This window comes from Duganella sp. GW821-FHT07F09 (genome assembly GCF_059418705.1).
Genome location: NZ_JBWKQJ010000006.1, coordinates 146,920 through 169,079, shown reverse-complemented (window position 1 = coordinate 169,079; position 22,160 = coordinate 146,920). Strand labels below are relative to the sequence as shown.

Annotated in this window: 16 protein-coding genes and 1 pseudogene; 14 read left to right on the top strand and 3 right to left on the bottom strand. The window is 66.7% G+C overall.

Annotated features, from left to right (window positions below; translation table 11 throughout):
- Positions 1-145: 145 nt before the first annotated feature.
- Together fabI and AC07P1_RS17370 are read right to left on the bottom strand one after the other, a co-directional pair.
- Positions 146-937, bottom strand: a complete 792-nt coding sequence (gene fabI / locus AC07P1_RS17375; protein WP_330919408.1) for an enoyl-ACP reductase FabI — start codon at positions 935-937, stop codon at positions 146-148.
- A gap of 208 nt (positions 938-1,145) precedes the next feature.
- Positions 1,146-2,567, bottom strand: a complete 1,422-nt coding sequence (locus tag AC07P1_RS17370; protein WP_494696997.1) for a transglycosylase SLT domain-containing protein — start codon at positions 2,565-2,567, stop codon at positions 1,146-1,148.
- A gap of 227 nt (positions 2,568-2,794) precedes the next feature.
- Here AC07P1_RS17370 and AC07P1_RS17365 point away from each other — a divergent pair, with 227 nt between their 5' ends.
- Positions 2,795-3,355 carry a DUF1415 domain-containing protein gene (locus AC07P1_RS17365; RefSeq protein ID WP_494696996.1) on the top strand — a complete coding sequence of 187 codons (561 nt, stop codon included), beginning with the start codon at positions 2,795-2,797 and terminating at the stop codon, positions 3,353-3,355.
- Positions 3,352-3,552 carry a DUF1289 domain-containing protein gene (locus tag AC07P1_RS17360; protein WP_315218447.1) on the top strand — a complete coding sequence of 67 codons (201 nt, stop codon included), beginning with the start codon at positions 3,352-3,354 and terminating at the stop codon, positions 3,550-3,552. Before AC07P1_RS17365 ends, AC07P1_RS17360 begins: the two co-directional genes overlap by 4 nt.
- Positions 3,553-3,749: 197 nt before the next feature.
- Here AC07P1_RS17360 and AC07P1_RS17355 read toward each other — a convergent pair whose 3' ends face one another.
- The gene (locus AC07P1_RS17355; RefSeq protein ID WP_494696995.1) at positions 3,750-4,259 is read right to left on the bottom strand and encodes a DUF1993 domain-containing protein; all 510 of its coding nucleotides are present in this window, start codon (positions 4,257-4,259) and stop codon (positions 3,750-3,752) included.
- Between the two features lie 171 nt (positions 4,260-4,430).
- Here AC07P1_RS17355 and AC07P1_RS17350 point away from each other — a divergent pair, with 171 nt between their 5' ends.
- From AC07P1_RS17350 to AC07P1_RS17295, 12 genes and pseudogenes are all read left to right on the top strand, one after another.
- Positions 4,431-7,547: an EAL domain-containing protein gene (locus AC07P1_RS17350; RefSeq protein WP_494696994.1), complete on the top strand. Its 3,117-nt coding sequence runs from the start codon at positions 4,431-4,433 to the stop codon at positions 7,545-7,547.
- An 18-nt stretch (positions 7,548-7,565) separates the two neighbouring features.
- Positions 7,566-9,845, top strand: a complete 2,280-nt coding sequence (locus tag AC07P1_RS17345) for a xanthine dehydrogenase family protein molybdopterin-binding subunit (RefSeq protein WP_494696993.1) — start codon at positions 7,566-7,568, stop codon at positions 9,843-9,845.
- Between the two features lie 9 nt (positions 9,846-9,854).
- The gene (locus AC07P1_RS17340; protein WP_494696992.1) at positions 9,855-10,859 is read left to right on the top strand and encodes an alpha/beta hydrolase family protein; all 1,005 of its coding nucleotides are present in this window, start codon (positions 9,855-9,857) and stop codon (positions 10,857-10,859) included.
- 372 nt (positions 10,860-11,231) lie between these two features.
- A pseudogene (locus tag AC07P1_RS17335) lies at positions 11,232-13,673 on the top strand (TonB-dependent receptor).
- Between the two features lie 25 nt (positions 13,674-13,698).
- On the top strand, positions 13,699-14,736 hold the full coding sequence (locus tag AC07P1_RS17330) for a LacI family DNA-binding transcriptional regulator (RefSeq protein WP_494696991.1): 1,038 nt from the start codon (positions 13,699-13,701) through the stop codon (positions 14,734-14,736).
- 39 nt (positions 14,737-14,775) lie between these two features.
- Entirely contained in the window at positions 14,776-15,531 is a 756-nt protein-coding gene (locus AC07P1_RS17325) for an SDR family NAD(P)-dependent oxidoreductase (protein ID WP_494696990.1), read from the top strand.
- 18 nt (positions 15,532-15,549) lie between these two features.
- Positions 15,550-17,544, top strand: a complete 1,995-nt coding sequence (locus AC07P1_RS17320; RefSeq protein ID WP_494696989.1) for a DUF4962 domain-containing protein — start codon at positions 15,550-15,552, stop codon at positions 17,542-17,544.
- A gap of 12 nt (positions 17,545-17,556) precedes the next feature.
- Positions 17,557-18,501 (top strand): sugar kinase, encoded by a 945-nt coding sequence (locus AC07P1_RS17315; protein ID WP_494696988.1) that lies wholly within the window; start codon positions 17,557-17,559, stop codon positions 18,499-18,501.
- Positions 18,502-18,550: 49 nt separating this feature from the next.
- Positions 18,551-19,822: an MFS transporter gene (locus tag AC07P1_RS17310; RefSeq protein WP_494696987.1), complete on the top strand. Its 1,272-nt coding sequence runs from the start codon at positions 18,551-18,553 to the stop codon at positions 19,820-19,822.
- A gap of 12 nt (positions 19,823-19,834) precedes the next feature.
- Positions 19,835-20,593, top strand: a complete 759-nt coding sequence (locus tag AC07P1_RS17305; protein WP_494696986.1) for a GDSL-type esterase/lipase family protein — start codon at positions 19,835-19,837, stop codon at positions 20,591-20,593.
- The gene (locus AC07P1_RS17300; RefSeq protein ID WP_494696985.1) at positions 20,590-21,360 is read left to right on the top strand and encodes a polysaccharide lyase family 7 protein; all 771 of its coding nucleotides are present in this window, start codon (positions 20,590-20,592) and stop codon (positions 21,358-21,360) included. Before AC07P1_RS17305 ends, AC07P1_RS17300 begins: the two co-directional genes overlap by 4 nt.
- On the top strand, positions 21,357-22,082 hold the full coding sequence (locus tag AC07P1_RS17295; RefSeq protein WP_494696984.1) for a ribonuclease activity regulator RraA: 726 nt from the start codon (positions 21,357-21,359) through the stop codon (positions 22,080-22,082). Before AC07P1_RS17300 ends, AC07P1_RS17295 begins: the two co-directional genes overlap by 4 nt.
- The last annotated feature ends 78 nt before the right edge of the window (positions 22,083-22,160 follow it).

Below are 22,160 nucleotides of genomic sequence, written 5' to 3'. Positions count from 1 at the left end.
TCGGACATCGAGGAACTTTTTGAGGGCTTAAAAGTTCCCCATTTGGGTCCGAATGTCCGAATGTCGGACCTGACCCCGGTTTTTTCGGCGGACGTGAAAACGCCCCGCGTGCGGGGCGTTTGGCGGCGGGGACTGCCGGGTAGGCTTACAGGTAGTCTTCCGCGTTCAGGCCCATCACGTGCGAGAAGCCGCCGTCGACGTAGGTGATCTCGCCGGTGATGCCCGAGGCCAGGTCCGACAGCATGAAGGCGGCCGTGTTGCCCACTTCCTCGATGGTGACGTTGCGGCGCAGCGGCGCGTGCGACGAGGCGAAGCCGAGCAGCTTGCCGAAGTCCTTGATGCCGGACGCGGCCAGGGTCTTGATCGGGCCGGCCGAGATGCCGTTGGCGCGGATGCCCAGCTTGCCCAGGTTCTCGGCCAGGTAGCGCACCGACGCCTCCAGCGACGCCTTGGCCAGGCCCATGGTGTTGTAGTAGGGAATGGCGCGCACGGCGCCCAGGTACGACAAGGTCAGCAGCGACGAGCCTTCCTTCAACAGCGGCAGCGCCGCCTTGGCCATGGCCGGGAAGCTGTAGGCCGAGATGTCGTGGGCGATGCGGAAGTTCTCGCGCGTCAGGCCGTCGAGGAAGTCGCCGGCGATCGCTTCGCGCGGGGCGAAGCCGATCGCGTGCACCAGGCCGTCGAGCTGCGGCCAGCTCTTGCCCAGGTCGGCGAACACGGCGGCGATCTGCTCGTCGCTCGAGACGTCGCAGTCGAACACCAGGGTGCTGTCGAATTCGGCGGCGAATTCGGTGATGCGGTCCTTGAAGCGTTCGCCGACGTAGGTGAACGCCAGTTCGGCGCCTTCGCGGTGGCAGGCCTTGGCGATGCCGTAGGCGATGGAACGGTTCGACAGCAGACCGGTGATGAGGATTTTTTTGCCTTGCAAGAACGCCATGATGACTCCGATTGCGACTGCGCGCCGGCGCCGGCTCGGACAGCGGGCGGGGCGACGTCAGTGGGGGTTGTTTTTAGGGTGTGAGGCCGTTCGCCTGCCACGCAAGTGCGAGATTGTAGGACGTGTCAGCTTCGACTGCAACCTTTGATCGCCGCCGCCCCGGGCGCCATGCGGGCCGGCCGGGGCTGGGCGGGGAACCGAACAACGGTCAGTTGCTGGTTTTGCGGGCCGATTTGCCCTTGGCCGCGTCGCGCGGCACGCGCGCCTTGACCAGCGACACCGGTCCGCCCTTGGCGGCCTTGGTGGCGCCGGCGCGCTTGTAGCCCGATTTGGCGACCTTGCCGGCGCGCTCGGCCTCGAACGCCATCGTGGCGTTGTCGGCCACCTCGGGCGCGATGTCCAGATAGGCCGAGGTCGACACCTTGGGCACCAGGATGGTCGAGCCGGCCTTGAGCATGGAGCGCTGGGGAATGTTGTTGGCCTGGCGGATCACTTCCGGCGTGGTGTGGAAGCGCGACGCCAGCGCGCCGATGCTCTCGCGCGCGCTGGTGATCTTGTGCGTGGTCCAGGTCGACAGATCCTTGCCCCATTGCGCCAGGTTCAGCTGGAACTTGGCGGCGTTTTCCTTGGGCAACAGGATCTTGGTCTGCTCGTCGCCGGTGATGACCGGGCGCTTGAACTGCGGGTTGAGCGCCTTGAACTCGGCCACCGACAGCTCGGCCAGGTGGGCGGCGATGGTCAGGTCGATGTCGCTGGTCTTGTCGATGGCGGTGAAATAGGGCGTGTTGTCGACCGGCGGCAGGGTCACGCCGAACTGGGTCGGGTTGCCGATGATGTTTTTGACGGCTTGCAGTTTCGGCACGTATTCGCGCGTCTCGGTCGGCATCAGCGCCGACAGGCTCTGGAAGTCGGTCGGCTTGCCGGCGGCCTGGTTCTTGGCGATGGCGCGCTGCACCGAGCCCTCGCCCCAGTTGTAGGCGGCCAGCGCCAGTTGCCAGTCGCCGAACATGTCGTACAGGCGCTGCAGGTAGGTCAGCGCGGCGTCGGTCGAGGCCAGGATGCCGCGGCGCTCGTCCTTGAAGGCGTCCTGCTTGAGGTTGAAGTCGCGCCCGGTGCCCGGCACGAACTGCCACATGCCGGCGGCGTTGGCGTGCGACAGCGCCTCCGGGTTGAAGGCCGACTCGATGAACGGCAGCAGCGCCAGCTCGGTCGGCATGCCGCGCTTTTCGAGCTCGGTGACGACGTGGAACAGGTAGCGCGAGGCGCGCCCGGTGGTGATGGCCATGTGGTCGGGGCGGGCCGTGTACCACTTGGTGTGCTTGGCCACCAGGTCGTTGTTGAGGTCCGGGATGGCGTAGCCGCTGCGGATGCGGCCCCATACGTCCTTCTCGCGGAAAGCATCGTCGTCGGCCGCTTTGGCCGGCTTGTTGATTTTCAGGGAGGACAGGTCGAGGGCGGGGGACTTCGGCAGGGCGGTGAGCGCGAGCGGCGCGGGCGCGGCCGGCGGGGGCATGGACAAGGCCAGGCCGGCGGCCTCGTCGTAGGCGTGGCTGGCGGTCGGCGCCAGCAGCGCCAGCAAGGCCGCCAGGGGCGTCGCCAGCGCGGCGCGTTTAGGAATTCGAGGAAGCATAGTTTTCCATTGTTGTCGACTGTGAAACATCGAACCGACCATGAATAAACGTGGAGTGTACGAAGGTCGTCCTGATGAGTCAAGGATTATGTCAGGCATATGACCTTTATTTTATGCAACAGTTCCGGGCAGATAAGCCGAAGATGGCGGCACATTGCGCGGAGTATGAGATGGCGCAAAGAATGCGTACAATTCCGCCTTTAAGAGCGTCTTCAAGGAATCGCATCATGAGTAGTAGCGCCACCGATCACGACGCCGTCGTCGCCAACACCGTCGACTGGCTGGAAAAGGCCGTCATCGGCCTCAACTTGTGCCCGTTCGCCAAGGCCGTCCATGTCAAGGGCCAGATCCGTTACGTGGTGTCGGACGCCGACACGCCGGAGCAACTGCTGGAAAAGCTGATGGAAGAGCTGCAATACCTGGCCGACGCCGACCCCGAAAAGGTCGACACGACCCTGCTGATCCACCCCAACGTGCTGGCCGACTTCGAGGACTACAACGAGTTCCTTGACGTGGCCGACGCCGCGCTGGAGGACTTGCAGCTCGACGGCGAGTTGCAGGTGGCCAGCTTCCACCCGGATTACCAGTTCGCCGACACGCACAAGAACGACATCGAGAACTACACCAACCGTTCGCCGTACCCGACCTTGCACCTGCTGCGCGAGGACAGCGTCGAGCGCGCGGTGGAGGCGTTCCCCGAGGCATCGGACATTTTCGAAAAGAACATCGCCACCTTGCGCGCGCTCGGGCACGACGCCTGGGACAAGTTGCTGCAGGTGAAGGGATGAGCGAGGGCAAGGGCGACCCGCCGGTGCGGCCGGACACGCCGTGCGTGGCCGTGTGTTCGACCACGTTCGACGAGATTTGCCGCGGCTGCGGGCGCAGCGTGGTGGAGGTGGCGCACTGGGTGTCGATGAGCGCCGAGCAGAAGGAAGTGGTGTGGCAGCGCATCCTGGCGCAGGGTTACCCGCGCCGGAATAAGTAACGAACGGGTAACGCGGAAGATCACGGCAATCACGTAGGGCGGATTAGGCGGAACGCCGTAATCCGCCATCTATGAGCCGCCGACGGCGCATGCATGGCGGATTACGCTACGCTAATCCGCCCTACGTGGTCCAGACAACGCCGGATTCCCCGGTCATATCAATCGTCAGACGCCGCCGGGGTCCCCGGCCGACTCCATCAATACGTGCCGATGAAATTCTTCTTGCCGATGTCCAGGCCGTTATGGCGCAGGATGTCATAGGCGGTGGTGGCGTGGAAGAAGAAGTGCGGCAGCGCGTAGTGGAACAAATACGTCTGGCCGGTGAAATGCTTGGTCTTCTCGCCGCTGCCGGTGGTGATGGCGCGCCCCTCGCTGCCCTCGATGGCCGCCTGCGGCACGCCGTCGATATAGGCCAGGGTCTTGACGATGCGCGCCTTCAGGTCGGCGAAGCTCACCTCGGTGTCCTCGTACGACGGCACGTCCAGGCCGCCCAGGCGCGCGGCCGCGCCCTTGGCGAAGTCGCAGGCGATCTGGATCTGGCGCGTGAACGGCAGCATGTCGGGGAACAGGCGGAACTGCAGCAGCGCGGCCGGCTCGATCTTTTTCTCGGTGGCGTGGGCCTCGGCCTTGTCCAGGATGGCCAGCAGGCTGTTGAGGATCTGCCTGAACACGGGGATCGAGGCGGAATACATGGAAAAAGTGGTCATGGCGTGGTCCTATGTGGAAATTGAGCCGCGATAATAGCCCGCCCCGAGGTTTTTTGCTTGGTGTGTGACTTGCAGGGCAATTTTCCGTGCATAATTCCACTAAGTAATTTTGTAACACGACCCCGACGACGATGCGACCTTTCCCCCTGCCGCGACTTTGTTCGCCCCTCGATGACTAGCGTGATCCACCGTCTGCGGACCAGGCTGGGGGCGCTGTACGGGCTGTCGATCTACGGCGCCTTGCTGCTGGTCGTGTTCGGCGGCCTGGTGATCCCGGCCATCATCGGCAGTTATCTGCTCATCGGCGTGCACGAGCGGCAGTCGGCGCGCGTGGCGCTCGACGAGTCGCTCCAGCGCAACGCCGACATCCTGGCGCTGGGCATGCAGGAATCGCTGTGGAACATGAACTCCGAATCGGCCCATTCGCTGGTCGAGTCCGTCATGCGCGACCGCTCGGTGCTGCAGGTGCAGGTGGTCGGCCAGGCCGACGCCCAGTTCATGCACGTGCACTCGCCGCGCAAGGCGGCCGGCAACGTCTACCGCGCCGAGCGCGAGATCCTGGTGCGCGGCGAGAAGATCGGCCGCATCATGGTCGAGATGGACGACGCCCGCAGCCAGCAGGAGCTGCGCGAAAAACAATTGTCCTATGTGTTCGTGCTGGCCGCCCAGCTGACCGTGTCGCTGCTGCTGATCGTGCTGTTCCTCAATTCGCGCCTGATCAAGCCGCTGCGCAAGTTGATGCGCTTTTCCGACCGCCTCTCGCATGGCGACTTCGAGACCCGGCTCGACCTCGCCGGCAGCGACGAGCTGGGCCGTCTGGCCAAGCAGCTCGAGCAGATGCGGGTGGCCATCAAGCGCCTGTTCGAGGACGTCGGCCAGCGCGAGGAGCGTTTCCGCACCATCGTCACCCAGGTGCCCGGCGCCGTGTTCCGCTTCCGCCCGGACGGGCCGATCGAGTTCGTCTCCGACGCCATCGAGGACATCTCCGGCTATCCGGCCGCGCAGTTCATGCGCGGCACCACCGACGCCTGGACCAACCTGATCGCCCCGCAGGACCGCAAGCGCCACCGCCGCACCGTCGCCCAGGCGCTCGGCGACGGCCTGCCGTACGAGGTCGAATACCGCATCGTCGACGCCGCCGGCACCGAGCGCTGGCTGGCCGAGAACGGCCAGCCGCAGCCGCGCGGCGCCGGCGGCAACTCGCCCTGGGTCGACGGCATCATCTCCGACATCAGCCAGCGCAAGCACAACGAGATGCGCATCGAGGGCCTGCTGGCCGAGCAGAGCGCCATCCTCGACAACGTCATGTTCGGCGTCATGTTCGTGCGCAACCGGCATATCGTCTCCGTCAACCGGCGCTGCGAGGAGCTGTTCGGCTACGAGCCGGGCGCGATGACGGGCGCCTCGACGGCCATCCTGTTCCCCGACCCGTTCGACTTCGAGGCGGCCGGCGCGCGCCAGTACCCGTCGCTGGCCGAGGGCGATTACTTCAACGAGGAGCGCAACTACCGGCGCGGCGACGGCAGCATGTTCTGGTGCATGGTCAGCGGCTACGCGCTCGACAAGCACCGCGCCAACGAGGGCAGCATCTGGGTCTACGCCGACATCACCGCGCGCAAGGAGGCCGAGGAAAAGCTGCTGCTGTCGGCCACCGTCATCGAGCACATCGCCGACGGCGTGGTGGTGCTCGACACGCGCGGCACCATCGTCGCCATCAACCCGGCCTTCACGCAGATCACCGGCTACTCGGAAGCCGAGGCGCTGGGGCAGCACTACACGTTGACGCGCTCGGGCCGCCACGAGCAGCAGTTCTACGACGCCATGTGGCGGGAGCAGGTCGACACCGGCTTCTGGCGCGGCGAGTTGTGGAGCCAGCGCAAGAACGGCGAGCAGTACCTGGAATGGCTGACGGTGAGCGCGGTGCGCGACAGCCGCGGCGTGGGCACGCACTACGTCGGCGTGTTCAGCGACATCACCAAGGCCAAGGAATCGCAGGAAAAGCTCGACCACCTGGCCCACCACGACCCGTTGACGGCGCTGCCGAACCGGCTGCTGTTCCACGACCGCCTGCAGCACGCGCTGCTGCGCGCGGCGCGCGACGGCGAGCAGCTGGCGCTGCTGTTCATCGACCTGGACCGGTTCAAGAACGTCAACGACACCCTGGGCCACCACATCGGCGACGAGCTGCTCAAGCAGGTCGCCAAGGCGCTGCTCGAGCGCCTGCGCGAGGGCGACACCCTGGCGCGCCTCGGCGGCGACGAATTCATCGTGCTGCTCGAGGACATCGACAGCCAGTTCGGCGCCAGCCAGGTGGCCGAGAAGCTGGTGCAGATGTTCGACCAGCCGTTCATGGTGGCCGGCCACGAATTGTTCGTCACCTGCAGCGTGGGCATCAGCCTGTTCCCGGAGGACGCCACCGACCTCAACATGCTGATCCGCAACGCCGACGTGGCGATGTACCAGGCCAAGGCGCGCGGGCGCAACGGCTACAGCTTCTACGCGCCGTCGATGACGGGCGAGGGCGTCGAGCGCCTGCGCCTGGAGACCTTCCTGCGCCGCTCCATCGAGAAGGACGAGGTCTTCCTGAACTACCAGCCGCAGGTGGAGATCGACAGCGGGCGCCTGATCGGGGTCGAGGCGCTGGTGCGCTGGAACCACCCGGAGCTGGGCCTGATCCCGCCGATCCGTTTCATCCCGCTGGCCGAGGACACCGGCTTCATCAACCAGCTGGGCAAATGGGTGCTGGAGGAGGCCTGCCGCCAGATGGTGCGCTGGCAGGAGGCCGGCCTGCACGTGCCCAAGATCGCCGTCAACCTGTCGGCCAAGCAGTTCGAGCGCGGCAGCATCGTCAACATGGTGGCCGACATCCTGCGCGAGACCGGCCTCGAGCCGCAGCGCCTGCAGCTGGAGGTGACCGAGTCGGTGATCATGAACACCGGCGACGCCATGGTCTTCATCAACGACCTGCACTCGATCGGCGTCGGCCTGGCGATCGACGACTTCGGCACCGGCTACTCGTCGCTGGCGTACCTGAAGCAGCTGCCGGTGCAGACGCTCAAGATCGACCGCTCCTTCATCAAGGACATCTCGACCGACGCCAACGACGAGGCCATCGCCATCGCCATCATCCAGCTGGGCAAGAGCATGAACCTGTCGGTCATCGCCGAGGGTGTCGAGACCGAGGAGCAGGCCGCGTTCCTGCTGCGCCACGGTTGCCGCCTGGCCCAGGGCTACTTCTACAGCAAACCGCTGGCCGCCGCCGACATGCTGGCGCGCTGGCGCCCATAATAAAAATCGGAGACCTCCATGCATGGAGAGAGAAAAAGTTCGCGCCGCCGCTTCCTGTTCGGCGGCGTGGCCGTTGCCGGCGCGCTGGTGGTGGGTTGGGGCGTGCTGCCGGCGCGCCAGCGCTTGAACAGCGCCGGCGCGCACCCGCTGCCCTTGACGGGCGGCGCGCTGGCGCTCAACGGCTGGGTGGGCCTGGCGCCGGACGGCACCGTCACCGTCGCCATGCCGCGCAGCGAGATGGGGCAGGGCGTGCACACGGCGCTGCCGATGCTGGTGGCCGAGGAGATGGACGTGCCGCTGTCGGCCATCCGCCTGGTGCAGGCGCCGCTGGATAAGATCTTCGGCAACGTCGCCATGCTGCGCGACGGCCTGCCGTTCCACCCCGACGACGACGGCCGCCTGAAGGCGGTCGCGCAATGGACCGTCGGCAAGGTCGCGCGGGAGCTGGGGCTGGTCATCACCGGCGGCTCGTCGAGCGTCAAGGACGCGTGGGGACCGATGCGCGAGGCCGGCGCCACGGCGCGCGCGATGCTGGTGGCCGCCGCCGCCGGGCTATGGAAGGCGCGCGCCGGCGACTGCCGCACCGAGGACGGCCACGTGGTGCACGCCGACGGCCGGCGTCTGGCCTACGGCACCTTGGCCGCCGCCGCTGCCACCTCGCGGCCCGGCGAGGTGCGCCTCAAGACGCCACGGGAGTTCCGCCTGATCGGCCGCCCGCAGCCGCGCCGCGACACCCCGGCCAAGGTCAACGGGCGCGCCGTGTTCGGCATCGACGTGCGGCCCGAGGGCATGTTGTACGCTGCCGTGCGCATGGCGCCGGTGATCGGCGGCGCCGTCGCCGGTGTCGACACGAACGCGGTGCTGACCATGCCGGGCGTGCTGCGCGTGGTCGATTTTTCGGCCGCGCTCGGGCCGCACGCGGGCGCCGGCGCCGGCGTGGCGGTGGTCGCCAAGACCTGGTGGCAGGCCAGGACCGCCGCGCAAGCCTTGCCGGTGCGCTGGACCGGCGGCGCGCACGCGGGCCTGTCCAGCGCCGGCGTCTACGCGCAATTCGCGGCCCTGCTGGACAAGGAACCGGGCTACGCCTACCACCAGAGCGGCGACATGGACGCCGTCGAGGGGCAGGTCGCCGGCATCGCCAGGACCGTCAGCGCCGAGTACCGCGCCCCGTATCTGGCCCATGCCGCCCTGGAGCCGGTCAACTGCACCGCGCAGGTCAAGGACGGCAAGGTGTATGTGTGGGCGCCGACGCAATCGCCGGGCTTCGCGGTGCAGGCGGCGGCCACCGCCGGCGGGGTCGAAGTGGAGGACGTGGTGCTGCAGGTGACGATGCTGGGCGGCGGCTTCGGACGCCGGCTCGACGTCGACATGGTGGCGCAGTGCGTGGCGGTGGCGCGCCAGTGCGGCGGCGCGCCCGTGCAGATGATCTGGTCGCGCGAGGACGACACCACGCACGACGTCTACCGTCCGGCCGCGCTGGCGCGCTTCGTCGCCACCCTGGACGCGGCGGGCAATGTGCTCGGCTACGATAACAAGTCGGCCAGCGGCTCCGTCTCGCACCAGTTCTTCAAGCGCAATCTGGGCCTGCCGGCCGGTGGCCCGGACAAGACCACCGCCGAAGGCGAATTCGATATGCAGTACGAGTTCGTCAACCAGCGCATCCGCCACGTGATCGTCGACAGCGCGGTGCCGCTGGGTTACTGGCGCTCGGTCGGCCACTCGCACAACGCCTTCTTCAAGGAGAGCTTCATCGACGAACTGGCGCACGCCGCCGGCAAGGACGGCGTCGAATTCCGCCGCGGCCTGCTCAAGCGCCACCCGCGCCACCTGGCGGTGCTCGACGCCGCCGTCGCCCGTGCCGGCGCCGCGCCCGAGGGGCGCGCGCACGGCGTGGCGCTGCACCAGTCGTTCGGCACCATCGTCGCGCAGGTGGCCGAGGTCTCGGTCCAGGGCACGGAGATCCGCGTGCACCGGGTGGTGTGCGCCATCGACTGCGGCATCGCCGTCAACCCCAACATCATCGCCCAGCAGGCTGAATCGGGCGTGGTGTTCGGCCTGTCGGCGGCGTTGTACGGCGCGGTCACGATCAAGGACGGCAAGGTCGAACAAACCAACTTCCACGACTACCCGGTCGCACGAATGAACCAAGCCCCGGTCGTCGAAACGATTATCATGCCGAGTGCGGAGCACCCCGAAGGCATGGGCGAGCCGGCCACGCCGCCGATCGCGCCGGCGGTGGCCAACGCCGTATTCAAATTAACCGGCAAGCGCTTGCGCAGCCTGCCGTTGACGTTATAGGAGAGTTGGATGAGGACAGTTTTACTAGTGGGAGCGTGGCTGGTGTCGGCCTTGGCCGGCGCCGCCGAGGTGACGCAAACCGGCGGCTTCACCGTCGGCGCGACCGAGGTGGTGGGCTATAAATTGAGCCAGGAAGGCGCGCCCGATGTCGAATACTTCATCTCCAAGACCAGGGAGCCGGCGCCGCTGGTGCTGCTGATCCAGGGCTCCGGCTGCGCGCCGGTGTTCAGCGGTTTGGACACCTTGCGCCGCTCGTCCAACGTGTTCGGCTACATCGATCTGGCGCAGCAGGGCAAATACGCGGTCATGGTCGTCAACAAGCCTTACGCGCCCAAGGATGCGCCGAACGGCGGCGGCATCATCGCCTGCCCGACCGAATTCAATGACTACTTCACCCTGGAGAACTGGGTGCGCGATCTGGGGCGGGCCTACGACCATGCCGCGCAGCAGCCGTGGGTGCGGGCCGGCTCGTCGCTGGTGCTGGGCGTATCGGAAGGCGCCGCCGCCGCCGCCGGCCTGGCCGAGAAGGAGGGCCGCGTGACCGACGTCGCCATCGTCTCCGGCAGCGGCCCGTCGCAGTACTATGACTTCGTCGCCGGCGCCTACGCCGCCGGGGGCGGGGACGAGCAGATCAAGCTGCGCCTCGACGAACTGGAGGCGACGCGCCAAAAGATCGCCGCCGACCCGGACAACGCCAAGATCCTGGCCTGGGGCCACCCGTACAAGCGCTGGACCAGTTTCTTCCGCGCGTCGTCGACCCAGTCGCTGTTGAAATCGCAGGCGCGGGTCTACATCGTCGGCGGCATGAAGGACATCAGCGTGCCTATCATGTCGGGCGAGGCCATGGCCGCCGAACTGCTGGGCGCCGGCCACGACGTGACCATGCGGCGCATCCCCAACGCCGGCCACAACCTGCTGCCGGCCGGGGCGGCCGCCGGCAACATGTGGCCGGAATACCAGCGCATCGTCGAATGGTACGCGCGCGACCTGGCCAAGCCGGCCGGGTCGCGATAACACCAGCGCCCGCCCACCAGCCCAAAACCGCCGAGCACACGCTCGGCGAAAAATTGTTGACATCGCCGCAGGTTCGTTTATTCTTACTGCATCGTTACAGTAAATCGATACAGTAGTCGCTGTGCCGCGATGCGGCCACGGAAACATGAAACACGCGGAGGCACGTAGGGCGGATTAGGCAGCGTAATCCGCTATGCATGCGCCCGCCGACGGCTCATGGCGGATTACGGCTTTGCCTAATCCGCCCTACGTGGTTTAGAAATATCGGCACGAAGCATGAAACGGGGTCCACCCCGAATTTTTTACCGGTTTACTGTAACGTTACAGTAAATCGTTGCAGTACCAAGAAGATAACTATAAGATACGGAGACAATGATGACTGGACCAACCATGCCCGGCGCACGCTGCCGGCCCACCCCGATCGCCGCAGCCGTGGCGCTGCTGTTGATCGGCGCCGTCCCCGCGCAGGCGCAGCAAGCAGCCGGCCAAGGCGGCGACGCCCCCGCCGCCACCCAGCCCAAACTGGAATCGGTGGTCGTGACCGCCAACCGCCGGGTGGAAAAACTGGAAGACGTGCCCGCCTCGATCTCGGTGCTGGGCGAGGAATACATGCAACGCAACAACGTGCGCGAGCTGGTCGACATCATCAACCTGTCGCCGGCGCTGTCGGTGTCGGTCGGCACCCAGGTCGGCACCAACAGCATCAACATGCGCGGCATCGGCACCACCTCGAACAACCTCGGCATCGAGGGCGACGTCGCCATCATGGTCGACGACATCCCCTACGCGCAAACCCAGCAGGCGTTCCGCGACATGTCCGACATGGCCCGCGTCGAGGTCCTGAAGGGCCCGCAAAGCACGCTGTTCGGCAAGAGCGCGATCGCCGGCGCGGTGGTGATGACCACCAAGCCGATCGGCGCCGGGCCGATGCAGACCAAAGTGAGCCTGTACCACACCAGCGACCAGGAATACCGCGCCTCGGCCTCGCTCAGCGGCCGCCTGTCGGACACGGTCGGCCTGCGCCTGTATGCCAGCAAGACCAACTTTCCCGGCCTGCTGCACAACCTGACCAACGACTCGATGCAGAACGGTTCCGGCGGCAAGACCTTCATGGCCAAGCTGCAGTGGAAGATCTCGCCCGATCTCGACGTGCTGATCACGCCGCGCTACGACCACTCCCGCGCGACCGGCAACACCGAAGCCATCACCTCGATCGGCGAGGGCGTCGGCTACCTGTACAACCGCAGGTACACCGCGCTGTCGAACACCGAAATTCTGCGCGGCATCAACGTCAGTCGCTGGAACCGCCAGATCCGCAACGACTCGCCGACCGGCCTGGACGCCACCGACCGCGCCATCGGCGTGCGCGTCAACTATGCCTTCCCGGACAGCTCGCCGCTGGCCGGCCACGCGCTGACCTCGATCACGTCGGTGGACAACAACCTGTCCAATGACTTTCGCGACAACGACAACATCGACCTGATCTCCACCTTCTACCAGCTCGACGCCAGCGGCAAGCCGTCCGGCATCGCCGAGCCGCCGATGATCAACGGCACCATCGCCAGCAAGACGTCGACCCAGGAGTTCCGCCTGACGTCGCCGGACGGCGGCGACTTCCGCTACCTGGTCGGCGTGTGGATCGCGCGCAACTCGCTGTACCGCACCTACCTGCGCGGCAACGCCTTCGTCAAGGAAAGCAACTACACCGAGTACGACACCAACTCGGGCAGCCTGACGCACGCGCTCTACGCCAACACCAACTGGGACTTCGCGCCGAAGCAGAGCCTGAGCGCCGGTCTGCGCTTCAACCGCGAGGCCAACGATTACCTGTTCCACACGGTAGACAGCCTGTCGTCGAGCGCGCCGGACAACGTGCACACCGGCGAGCACCTGTATATCGCGCCGCAAAACAAGGAGAACGCGGTCACCGGTAAACTGGGCTACACCTACCACCTGAACGACGAGATGATGGTGTACGGCACCACCTCCACCGGCCACAAGGGCGTGGCCTACGACATGACCAGCGGCGCCAACAACGTCAACGTGTTTTCGCGCCTGCCGCTGGCGCCGGAGAAGGCCACCAGTTTCGAGGCCGGCTTCAAGGCCAACCTGTGGAACAACCGCGCCACCTTCAACTCGGCCGTGTTCCAGACCCGCTTCCGCGACTACCAGACCTCGGCCACCGAACGTTTCACCGACGGCAGCTAGGCCAGCGTGTTGTACAGCATTCCCTCGCTGCAAACGCGCGGCTTCGAGGCCGACGCCACCGTGCTCGCCACGCGCGCCTTGCTGCTCAACGCCAGCTTCGCCTACACGCGCGCCGTGGTGCGCGACTGGAACCAGGGGCCGTGCTACAGCGGCGCCACCGACTGCACCATTCCCAACGAGCTGGTGCCCGGCTCGTTCCTGCGCGACGCCAGCGGCGGCATGATGCCGAACGCGCCCAAATGGAAGTTGAGCATGGGCGGCGAATACACGCTGCCGCGCCTGGCCGGTTTGCCGGTCGTGGCCGCGATCAACGCCCAATGGCGGACGCAGTCGACGGTGCAGGGCGCGATCAGCCAGGACCCGTCGCTGGTGCGGCCCGGCTACGCCATTTTCGACCTCGGCGCCTCGTTCAAGGACGCCAAGGGTAAATATAAACTGTCGATCGGCGTGAAAAACCTGTTCGACCACCATTACGAAGCCGGCAGCAGCGGCTCCTTCCTCAACTTCAAGCGGGCCGGCGGCGGCCCCGACATCCGGTCCTACGGCTGGAAGCCGGCCCGCGACGCGTTCCGCTACGCCACGATCCGTCTGGATCTGGCGTTCTGAACGCATAACACATAACAAGGACATCATGAGCGAATCAAAGATTCAGGACGTAGCGAGACTGGCCGGCGTATCGACCACCAGCGTCTCGAATTTTCTGAACAACCGTATGGGACAGATGCGGCCCGATACCCAGCGCAAGATCCAGCAGGCGATCGAGCAGCTGGGCTACCGGCCCAACAACGCCGCGCGCCAGTTGAAGACCGGGGTCGCCTCCATGGTCGGGCTGCTGGTGCCGTCGCTGGCCAATCAATTCTTCGGTTCGCTGGCCTGCGCGGTGGAGACGGCCGCCGCGCGCCACCAGTGCCACGTGATGACCTTCAGCACCTTCCGCGATCCGGAGCGCGAGCGCGCCGTCATGGCCGACCTGCTGGCCTATGGCGCGCAGGGCATCATCACCGGCTCCGCGCTCAACGACACCGGCCACCTGGTCGGCATCACGGCGCGCTGTCCGGTGGTGGCGTTCGACATCAAGCGCTCGGACGACAGCCATGAGCGCATCACCACGATCTCGGTCGACAACGTCGCCGCCACCACCATGGCGGTCGAGCATCTGGCGGCGCTGGGCCACCGCGCGATCGCGCTGGTGACGCCGCCGCCGTACACCTTGAACCGCCAGGACCGCGTCAAGGGTTTCGAGCAGGCGGTGGCGGCCGCCGGCATCAGCGGCGAGCTGGTGATCGCCGACGCCACCGACGCTCCGGCCGACCTGCACGGCGACACCCGGCTGTTCGAGCTGGGACGCAGCGCGGCGACGCTGTTGCTGGCGGCCCGCAGCAAGCCGACGGCGGCGATCGCCATCAACGACATGATGGCGATCGGCATCGGCATCGGCCTCAAGCAGCTCGGCAAGCGGCTGCCGCAGGATTTCTCGCTGATCGGCATCGACGATATTTTCTTCTCCGCCGCCAACGATCCGCCATTGACGACGTTGCGCCAGCCGATACAGGCCATGGCCGACGCCGCCGTCCAGCGCATCCTGGCGCCGGACGCGGCCAGCGTCGGCGGCGAATTGTTCGCGCCGGAGCTGATCGTGCGGGCGTCGACGGCGGCGCCACCCACGTAAGCATTCACCACCCAACCACTCACTAGAAAGAACATCGCCATGGAACTTATCGGAAAACGCGCCCTCGTCATGGGCGGCGCCTCGGGCATTGGCAAGGCCAGCTCGCTGGCACTGGCGCAGGCCGGCGCCGACGTCGTGCTGACCTATTGGAGCAGCGCCGACGAAGCACAGGAAGTAGTGGCGCAGATCCGCGCCCTCGGCCGCCAGGCCCAGGCGATCAAGGCCGACCTGACCGACGGCGCCATCGCCGAGCGGGTGTACGCGGAGGCGGAAGGCGCCATCGGCGAGATCGACATCCTGTTCGCCAACATCGGCGGCTTGATCCAGCGCTGCCGCGTGGCGGAGATGCCGCTGACCTTGTGGAACGAGGCCATGAACCTCAACCTCACCAGCACCTTCCTGATCTGCCAGGCGGCGCTCAAGCGCATGGAGCCGCGCGGACGCGGCGCCATCATCACCATGTCGTCGCTGGCCGCGTTCGACGGTGGCGGCCCCGGCTCGGCGCACTACGCCGCGTCCAAGGCGGCCGTCGCCACCTTCACCCGCGCGCTGGCCAAGGAGGTCGGCCCGCTGGGCATCCGCGTCAACGGCGTCTCGCCGGGGCTGATCGCCACGCGCTTCCACGACACCTTCAACACCCCGGCCAACCGCCAGGCGATCGCCGAGCGCACGCCGGCCCGCCGTGAAGGCGCGCCCGAGGACGTGGCCAACGTGGTTGTGTTCCTGGCGTCCGAGCGCGCCGCCTTCCTGGCCGGCGAGATCGTCCAGGTCAACGGTGGCCTCGGCCTCTACTGATCCCTTTCGGAGCAATCGATGAACCACACCTTCTCACGGCGCCGTTTCCTCGGCGCCGCGGCCCTCTCTTTGCCGGCGTTTTCGTTGCCGGACGCGCTGGCGCAGGACGCGCTCGAATCGCTGGGCACCATGCAGGGCAAGGCGGGCGCCGGTCCGCACCCGCTGGAAACGCTGATGAAGGCGCATCCGGCGGCGCTGCGCGCAGAGCTGCGCGGCGTCCATCCGCGCGTCTACACCACCAAGGCCGGCCTGGCCGCGTTGCGCCAGCGCGCACAAGGCAGCGAGCGCGCCGCGTGGCAGAAGGCGCTGGCCGGCCTGACCGCGCTGCGCACCGCGCCTGCCGCCGCGCCCGCGCAAAAGCGCCGCGCGCAGAACAACACAGCCATCGGCATCATCGGCGCCGCGCTGGCCTACCAGATCGAAGGCGACGCCAAATACCTGGAAGCGGCCAAGCGCTACATGGACGCGGCGGTCAGCTACGAGGTGTGGGGCTACACCTACAGCAAGCCGGACATCGACCTCGCCGCAGGCCATCTGCTGTACGGCCTGGGCGCAGGCTACGACCTGCTGTACGACGCGCTGACGGAGGAGGAACGTAAACGCTACCGCGACAAACTCATACGCCAGGCGACGATACTGGCCAAGCACTTCACGCCCAAGCCGGGTAAATCGTATTCGTATAGCCAGAACCACTGCTTCATCCCGATCGCCGGGCTGGCGGTGGCCGCCTACGCGGTATGGGACGACACGCCCGAAGCGGCCAACTGGGCGGCGCTGTCGCGCGCCATCTTCAGCCGCGTGCTGGAAGTGGCGTCGCCGGACGGTTACTTCTACGAGGGCGTGGAATACTGGATCTTCTCGATGCCGTGGATTATCCACGCGCTCGACGCCTTCGCCCACGCCGCCGGCGACGATATGTACGACACGCCGGCCTTGAGCAAGGCGCACCTGTACATGGCCCACTCGATCACGCCCAATGGCCAGGACATCTACGACTTCGGCGACGCCTTCGAAGGCGCCATCACCCGCTCGCGCGTGGGCGAGGAACCGGCCCGCACGCACCCCGGCGGCAAGCTCAATTCCAACTACAACATCCTGTACCGGCTGGCCGCGCGCTTCAACAGCCCGGACGCGCAAGGCGTGGCCGACTGGATGGCGTCGCTGGGCCACGTCTGCGCGGAGGATTTCTGGACCTTGCTGTGGCGCGATCCGGCGCTGAAGTCGACGCCGATGTCGGCGCTCGCGCCGCATCATCACTTCGACGACCTGGGCACGGTCTACTGGCGCAGCGACTGGACACCAAAAGCCACCGCCTTCGCCTTCCGCGCCGGACCGCCGGAGGGCCACCACGTCGCGGCCATCCTCGACAAGCTGCCGGACTGGCATCTGGAGATGGGCCACGCCCATCCGGACGCCGGCAGCTTCATCCTGTACGGCGGCGGCACCTACCTTACCGGCCCGATGGGCTACGCCGGCATCCCCAAGAGCGACCTGAGCAACACCTTGCTGATCGACGGCCAGGGCCAGGCCAACGAAGGTGGCGGACACGACGCCTTCCGCGGCTATCCGTATGCGCGTCTCGACACCATCCGCATCGCCAGCGCAAAACTGGAAAGCGGCCGGGCCGACATCGTCGCCGAATTGGCCGGCGCCTACCGGCCGGAACTCGGCGTGGAAAAACTGGAGCGCCGCTTCAGCTATGCACAAGGTGTATGGACCGTCACCGACACGCTGCGCGCCAGCAAGCCGGTGGTGCTGACGGCACTGGTGCACGGCGACCGCGCCATCACCAAAACCGGCGCGCGCAGCTTCGTCGTGACCGGCAGCCCCAAGTCGCTGAAGGTGGCCGCGGCGACGACCACCGCGCGCGCCGAGATCGCGCCCGGTGTGCTGGTGGCGGCCGGGCCGCCGGGCAATGTCGATAAGGGACCGAGGGAGGAACGCGGCACCGTGCTGAAGCTGTCGCTGCCGGCCGCCCGGAACGCCACTCTGACCACCACCTTGACGTTCTGAAGAGGCCTACGCATGGGAATACCCGATGTCGTCACCGTGGGCGAGGCGATGGCCCTGATGATCGCCCGCCAACCCGGGCCTCTGGAGGCGGTGCGCGAGTTCGAACGCGCCACCGCCGGCGCCGAGCTGAATGTGGCGGTGGGGCTGAGCCGGCTGGGTTTCAAGGTCGGATATCTGAGCCGGCTGGGGCAGGACAGCCTGGGCCGGCACCTGCGCGCGTTCATGGAGGCCGAGGGGTTGGACCTGCGCCACCTGCGCATGGATGAAGACAGTTCGACCGGCTTCATGCTCAAGCAGATGGCGGAGGGCGGCGCCGATCCGCAGGTCGAGTATTTCCGGCGCGGATCGGCCGCCAGCCGGCTGTCGCCGCTGGACATGCCGGAGCAGGGCGGCGACTTCCAGCGCGCGCGCGTGCTGCATCTGACCGGCATCTCGCCGGCGCTGTCCGCCGGTTGCCGCGAGCTGGTGCTGGCCATGGCAAGGCAGGCGCGGGCCGATGGGCGCCTGGTCTGCTTCGATCCCAACCTGCGGCCGCGCTTGTGGCGCTCGCCGGCGGAGATGATCGCCACCGTCAACGCGCTCGCCAGCCAGGCCGACGTGGTGATGCCCGGCCTGGCCGAGGGCCGTCTGCTCACGGGCCGCCAGGACGCCGTCGAGATCGCCACCTATTACCTTGAACGGGGCGCGGGACGGGTGGTCGTCAAGCTCGGGCCGGAAGGCGCCTACGCCGCCGACGCGGCCGGCCGCGCCGACACCGTCCCCGGCCGCCCGGTGCGCACGGTGGTCGACACGGTCGGTGCGGGCGACGGCTTCGCGGTCGGCGTCATCAGCGCGCTGCTCGACGGCTTGCCGCTGCACCAGGCGGCCGCGCGCGGCAATGCCATCGGCGCGCGGGTGGTGCAGTTTCGCGGCGACTGCGAAGGCCTGCCGACGCGTGCCCAATTAGCGGCGGCCTAAAAGTTGGGCTGCCTGGCCCCCGCCACAAAAAAATAATGGAGACAATCGCATGACAACAATCAAAGGTTTGCGCTGGCTGGTCATCACCTTGGTGGCCATCGCCACCATCATCAACTACATCGACCGCTCGGCGCTGGCGGTGATGTGGCCCGGCATCGCGTCCGAGCTGGGCATGGACAAGCGCGACTACGCCAACATCGTCACCGTGTTTTTGATCGGCTACGCCATCGGCCAGTCGCTGTTCGGCAAACTGTTCGACGCGCTGGGCACCCGGATCGGCTTCCTGCTGTCGATCGTGGTCTGGTCGGGCGCCATCGCGTTGCACTTCGTGGCGCGCTCGGCGATGTCGTTCGGCCTGTTCCGCGTGCTGCTGGGCGTGGGCGAGGCGGGCAACTGGCCCGGCGCCACCAAGGCCATCGCCGAATGGTTCCCGGTGCGCGAGCGGGCGCTGGGGCAGGGCATCTTCGGTGCCGGCGCCTCGCTGGGATCGGTCATCGCGCCGCCGCTGGTCGCTTTCCTGTACGCTTACGTGGGCTGGAAAACCACCTTCTTGCTGATCGGCTCGCTAGGCTTCCTGTGGATCGTGCCGTGGCTGATCGTCTACAAATCCGGCCCCGGCACCCATCCGTGGGTCAGCGCCGAGGAGCGCGAGTACATCCTCACCGGCCAGCGTGCCGGCACTGTCGCGGCGCAAGACGAGTACGTGCCGACCATGCGCCAACTGCTGCGCCATCGCCAGAGCTGGAGCGTGATCGCCGCGCGCTTTTTCATCGACCCTGTGTGGTGGCTGTTCGTCAGTTGGCTGCCGTTGTACCTGAACGAGCGCTTCCACTTCGACGTCAAGGAAATCGGCATGTTCGCCTGGGTGCCGTATGTGGGCGCGGCGGTCGGCGCCTTGTCTGGCGGCTGGTTCTGCGGTCACTTGCTGGCGCGTGGGTGGACGGTCAACCGCGCGCGCAAGTTCGTCATCGGCCTGGGGCTGGTGATCATGCTGCCGGCGTTGCTGCTGAGCGCCGCCGCCGAGACGCCGCTGCTGGCGGTGCTGTCGATCGGCGTGATCCTGTTCGGCTTCCAGGCCGCCATCACCAACATCCAGACCTTGCCGAGCGATTTCTTCTCGGGCAAGACTGTCGGTTCGCTGGCCGGCCTGAGCGGCACCTCGGCGGTGCTGGGCGTGATCATCTGCATGCAGCTGGTGCCGGTGCTGACGACCGGCGGCGACTATACCCCGTTCTTCATCCTTGGCGCGATGCTGCTGCCGCTGGTTTTCCTATCGATCTGGCTGGGCGGCCCCGTGCTGCGCGTGCAGCCGAAACACTAACCCGGAGACACTATGAAAACTTCGATTTACGTCAGACTGCTGCTGGCCGCGCTGCTGGCCGTCGGCCAGCTCGGCGCCCACGCCGCCGGCGCCAAGGTCAGCGCCTCGGAAGCCGTTGAGAAACAGGACAACGGTGTATTCCTCAAGAAGCACGAGGCCATCCTCGCGCGCGGCAAGAGCGGGCCGGTCGGACTGCTGTTCCTTGGGGACTCCATCACGGAGCGTTGGCGTATTGCGCCGGAAATATGGGACAAGTATTACGGCGCTTATCAACCGGCCAACTTCGGCATCGGCGGCGACCGCACGCAGCACGTCATCTGGCGCATCGAGCACGGCGAGCTGGATGGGCTCTCGCCCAAGGTCACGGTATTGATGCTGGGCACCAATAACAGCCTCGATTACACGGCCGAGCAAATCGCCGCCGCCGACCGCAAGATCGTCGGCATGATACGCGCCAGGCTGCCCGAGACGAAGATCCTGGTGCTGGGCATCTTCCCGCGCGGCCCGCGCGAGCGCGACGGCTCGCCGGTGACTGAAAAGAGCGTCGCCGAGGCGGCCAAGCGCATGCAAACCATCGACGCCGTCAACCGCGATCTGGCCGGGCTGGACGATGGCAAGACCATCCGCTTTCTGAATATTAATTCCGTGTTCCTTGATAAGGACGGCCGCATTCCGTCGGCCATCATGCCCGATCAGCTGCACCCAGGACCCGCCGGTTACCAATTGTGGGCCGACGCTATGCAACCACTACTTGAAGGAATGTTGAAATGATCTCTGCCATCCGATACGCCGTAGCAGCCTTGTTCATCGCCGCACTGTCGCCGGCCGGCGCGCAAGGGTTCACGCCAGGAGCCACCTTGCAACGCCTGTTCGCGCTCGAAGGCAATTCGCCTTATCCGTCGCCGTACGCGGGAACGCTTAATTTCAGCGCCCTTGAGTCGAAATACGCCTCGCCCAACGGCCACGGCTATCGCAACGAATTGAAGGTCGCCGATCGTGAGCGCCTGAGTTTAGCCGACACGCGCGAACACTTCGCGGCCCGCATCACGGCTACTTTGCCGAACGTCGCCAAGACCATCGTCGCGCAGTACCACGTCGAGGGCCTCGACACGATACTCAAGGTCTACGTGCAGGACACCGCAGACAAGCAGGGACTCGACGGCAAGAGCGGCAATGGCGTGTTCGACATCCTGGTGCGCATTCTTGGCGTCGACGGCAAGGAAGCGACGACCGCGCTGGGTACGGTGCGCTCGGGCGAGAGCTTCGATCTCGATATTGTGTTCAACGCTGGCGAGGCGCAGGTCACCACGCGCACGGCCACCGGCGGCACCTTGAAGACTCCGCTCACACGCATCCGGCCCGACACGCGCAAGATCTACTTCAAGTTCGGCGACTATCTGCAGGCGCGCGATCCGGTCACCGGGGAGCACACCATCAGCCCGGAAAAATGGGAAGAATACTATCGCCAGAACAACATCAACAGTAGCCACGTGCGCTTCAGCCACACCATCTTCGAACGCAACGGAGCGCAGCCATGACCACCCCTGTCTCCGCAGAAACGTTGGCGACGTTAAAAACGATCGCCACCTCCACCATCACGACGCTGCTGTACAAGCGCGGGTTCCGTAACGTGTTCATCCAGGGCGCGCGGCCGTTGAAACCGGGCCAGCGCCTCGCCGGTCCGGCGTTCACCTTGCGCTATATCCCGGCGCGCGAGGACCTCGACGGACTCGACGCCTTTCTCGATCCGCGCCATCCGCAGCGGGTGGCGGTGGAGGAAATCCCGGCAGGGGCAGTGCTGGTGATGGATTGCCGAGGCGACGTCACGGTCGCGGCGGCCGGCAGTATCCTCGCCACGCGCATGCAGGTGCGCGGCGTGGCCGGCATCGTCGCCGACGGCGGGCTGCGCGACGCCAGCGGCATCGCCAGGCTGGAGATACCGGCTTGGTGCTCGGGGCCGTCGGCGCCCACCAACCTGATCCGGCACCACGCGCTCGACCTGAACGCCCCCATAGGCTGCGGCGGGGTGGCGGTCTACCCGGGCGACATCATGGTCGGCGACGACGACGGCGTGGTGTGCATCCCGTCGCACCTGGCGGAGGAGATCGCGCGCGACGCGGTGCCGATGGAGCGCTACGAGGACTTAGTGCTGGAGCGGGTGCGCGGCGGCGCCAGCATCACCGGGCTGTATCCGCTCACCCAGCCGGAGAACCGGGCGCTGTTCGAAGCGTGGCTGGAGCGCCAGCGCGCCAACCCATAAACCGCGGGGTCAGTGCCGACATTCGGACATTCAGGAACTTTTATGTGATAAAAAGGTTCCCTATTTGTCCGAATGTCG

Coding starts and splice junctions, on each gene's coding strand:
- fabI (WP_330919408.1), bottom strand. CDS start 937: ATGGCGTTCTTGCAAGGCAAAAAAATCCTCATCACCGGTCTGCTGTCG.
- AC07P1_RS17370 (WP_494696997.1), bottom strand. CDS start 2,567: ATGCTTCCTCGAATTCCTAAACGCGCCGCGCTGGCGACGCCCCTGGCG.
- AC07P1_RS17365 (WP_494696996.1), top strand. CDS start 2,795: ATGAGTAGTAGCGCCACCGATCACGACGCCGTCGTCGCCAACACCGTC.
- AC07P1_RS17360 (WP_315218447.1), top strand. CDS start 3,352: ATGAGCGAGGGCAAGGGCGACCCGCCGGTGCGGCCGGACACGCCGTGC.
- AC07P1_RS17355 (WP_494696995.1), bottom strand. CDS start 4,259: ATGACCACTTTTTCCATGTATTCCGCCTCGATCCCCGTGTTCAGGCAG.
- AC07P1_RS17350 (WP_494696994.1), top strand. CDS start 4,431: ATGACTAGCGTGATCCACCGTCTGCGGACCAGGCTGGGGGCGCTGTAC.
- AC07P1_RS17345 (WP_494696993.1), top strand. CDS start 7,566: ATGCATGGAGAGAGAAAAAGTTCGCGCCGCCGCTTCCTGTTCGGCGGC.
- AC07P1_RS17340 (WP_494696992.1), top strand. CDS start 9,855: ATGAGGACAGTTTTACTAGTGGGAGCGTGGCTGGTGTCGGCCTTGGCC.
- AC07P1_RS17330 (WP_494696991.1), top strand. CDS start 13,699: ATGAGCGAATCAAAGATTCAGGACGTAGCGAGACTGGCCGGCGTATCG.
- AC07P1_RS17325 (WP_494696990.1), top strand. CDS start 14,776: ATGGAACTTATCGGAAAACGCGCCCTCGTCATGGGCGGCGCCTCGGGC.
- AC07P1_RS17320 (WP_494696989.1), top strand. CDS start 15,550: ATGAACCACACCTTCTCACGGCGCCGTTTCCTCGGCGCCGCGGCCCTC.
- AC07P1_RS17315 (WP_494696988.1), top strand. CDS start 17,557: ATGGGAATACCCGATGTCGTCACCGTGGGCGAGGCGATGGCCCTGATG.
- AC07P1_RS17310 (WP_494696987.1), top strand. CDS start 18,551: ATGACAACAATCAAAGGTTTGCGCTGGCTGGTCATCACCTTGGTGGCC.
- AC07P1_RS17305 (WP_494696986.1), top strand. CDS start 19,835: ATGAAAACTTCGATTTACGTCAGACTGCTGCTGGCCGCGCTGCTGGCC.
- AC07P1_RS17300 (WP_494696985.1), top strand. CDS start 20,590: ATGATCTCTGCCATCCGATACGCCGTAGCAGCCTTGTTCATCGCCGCA.
- AC07P1_RS17295 (WP_494696984.1), top strand. CDS start 21,357: ATGACCACCCCTGTCTCCGCAGAAACGTTGGCGACGTTAAAAACGATC.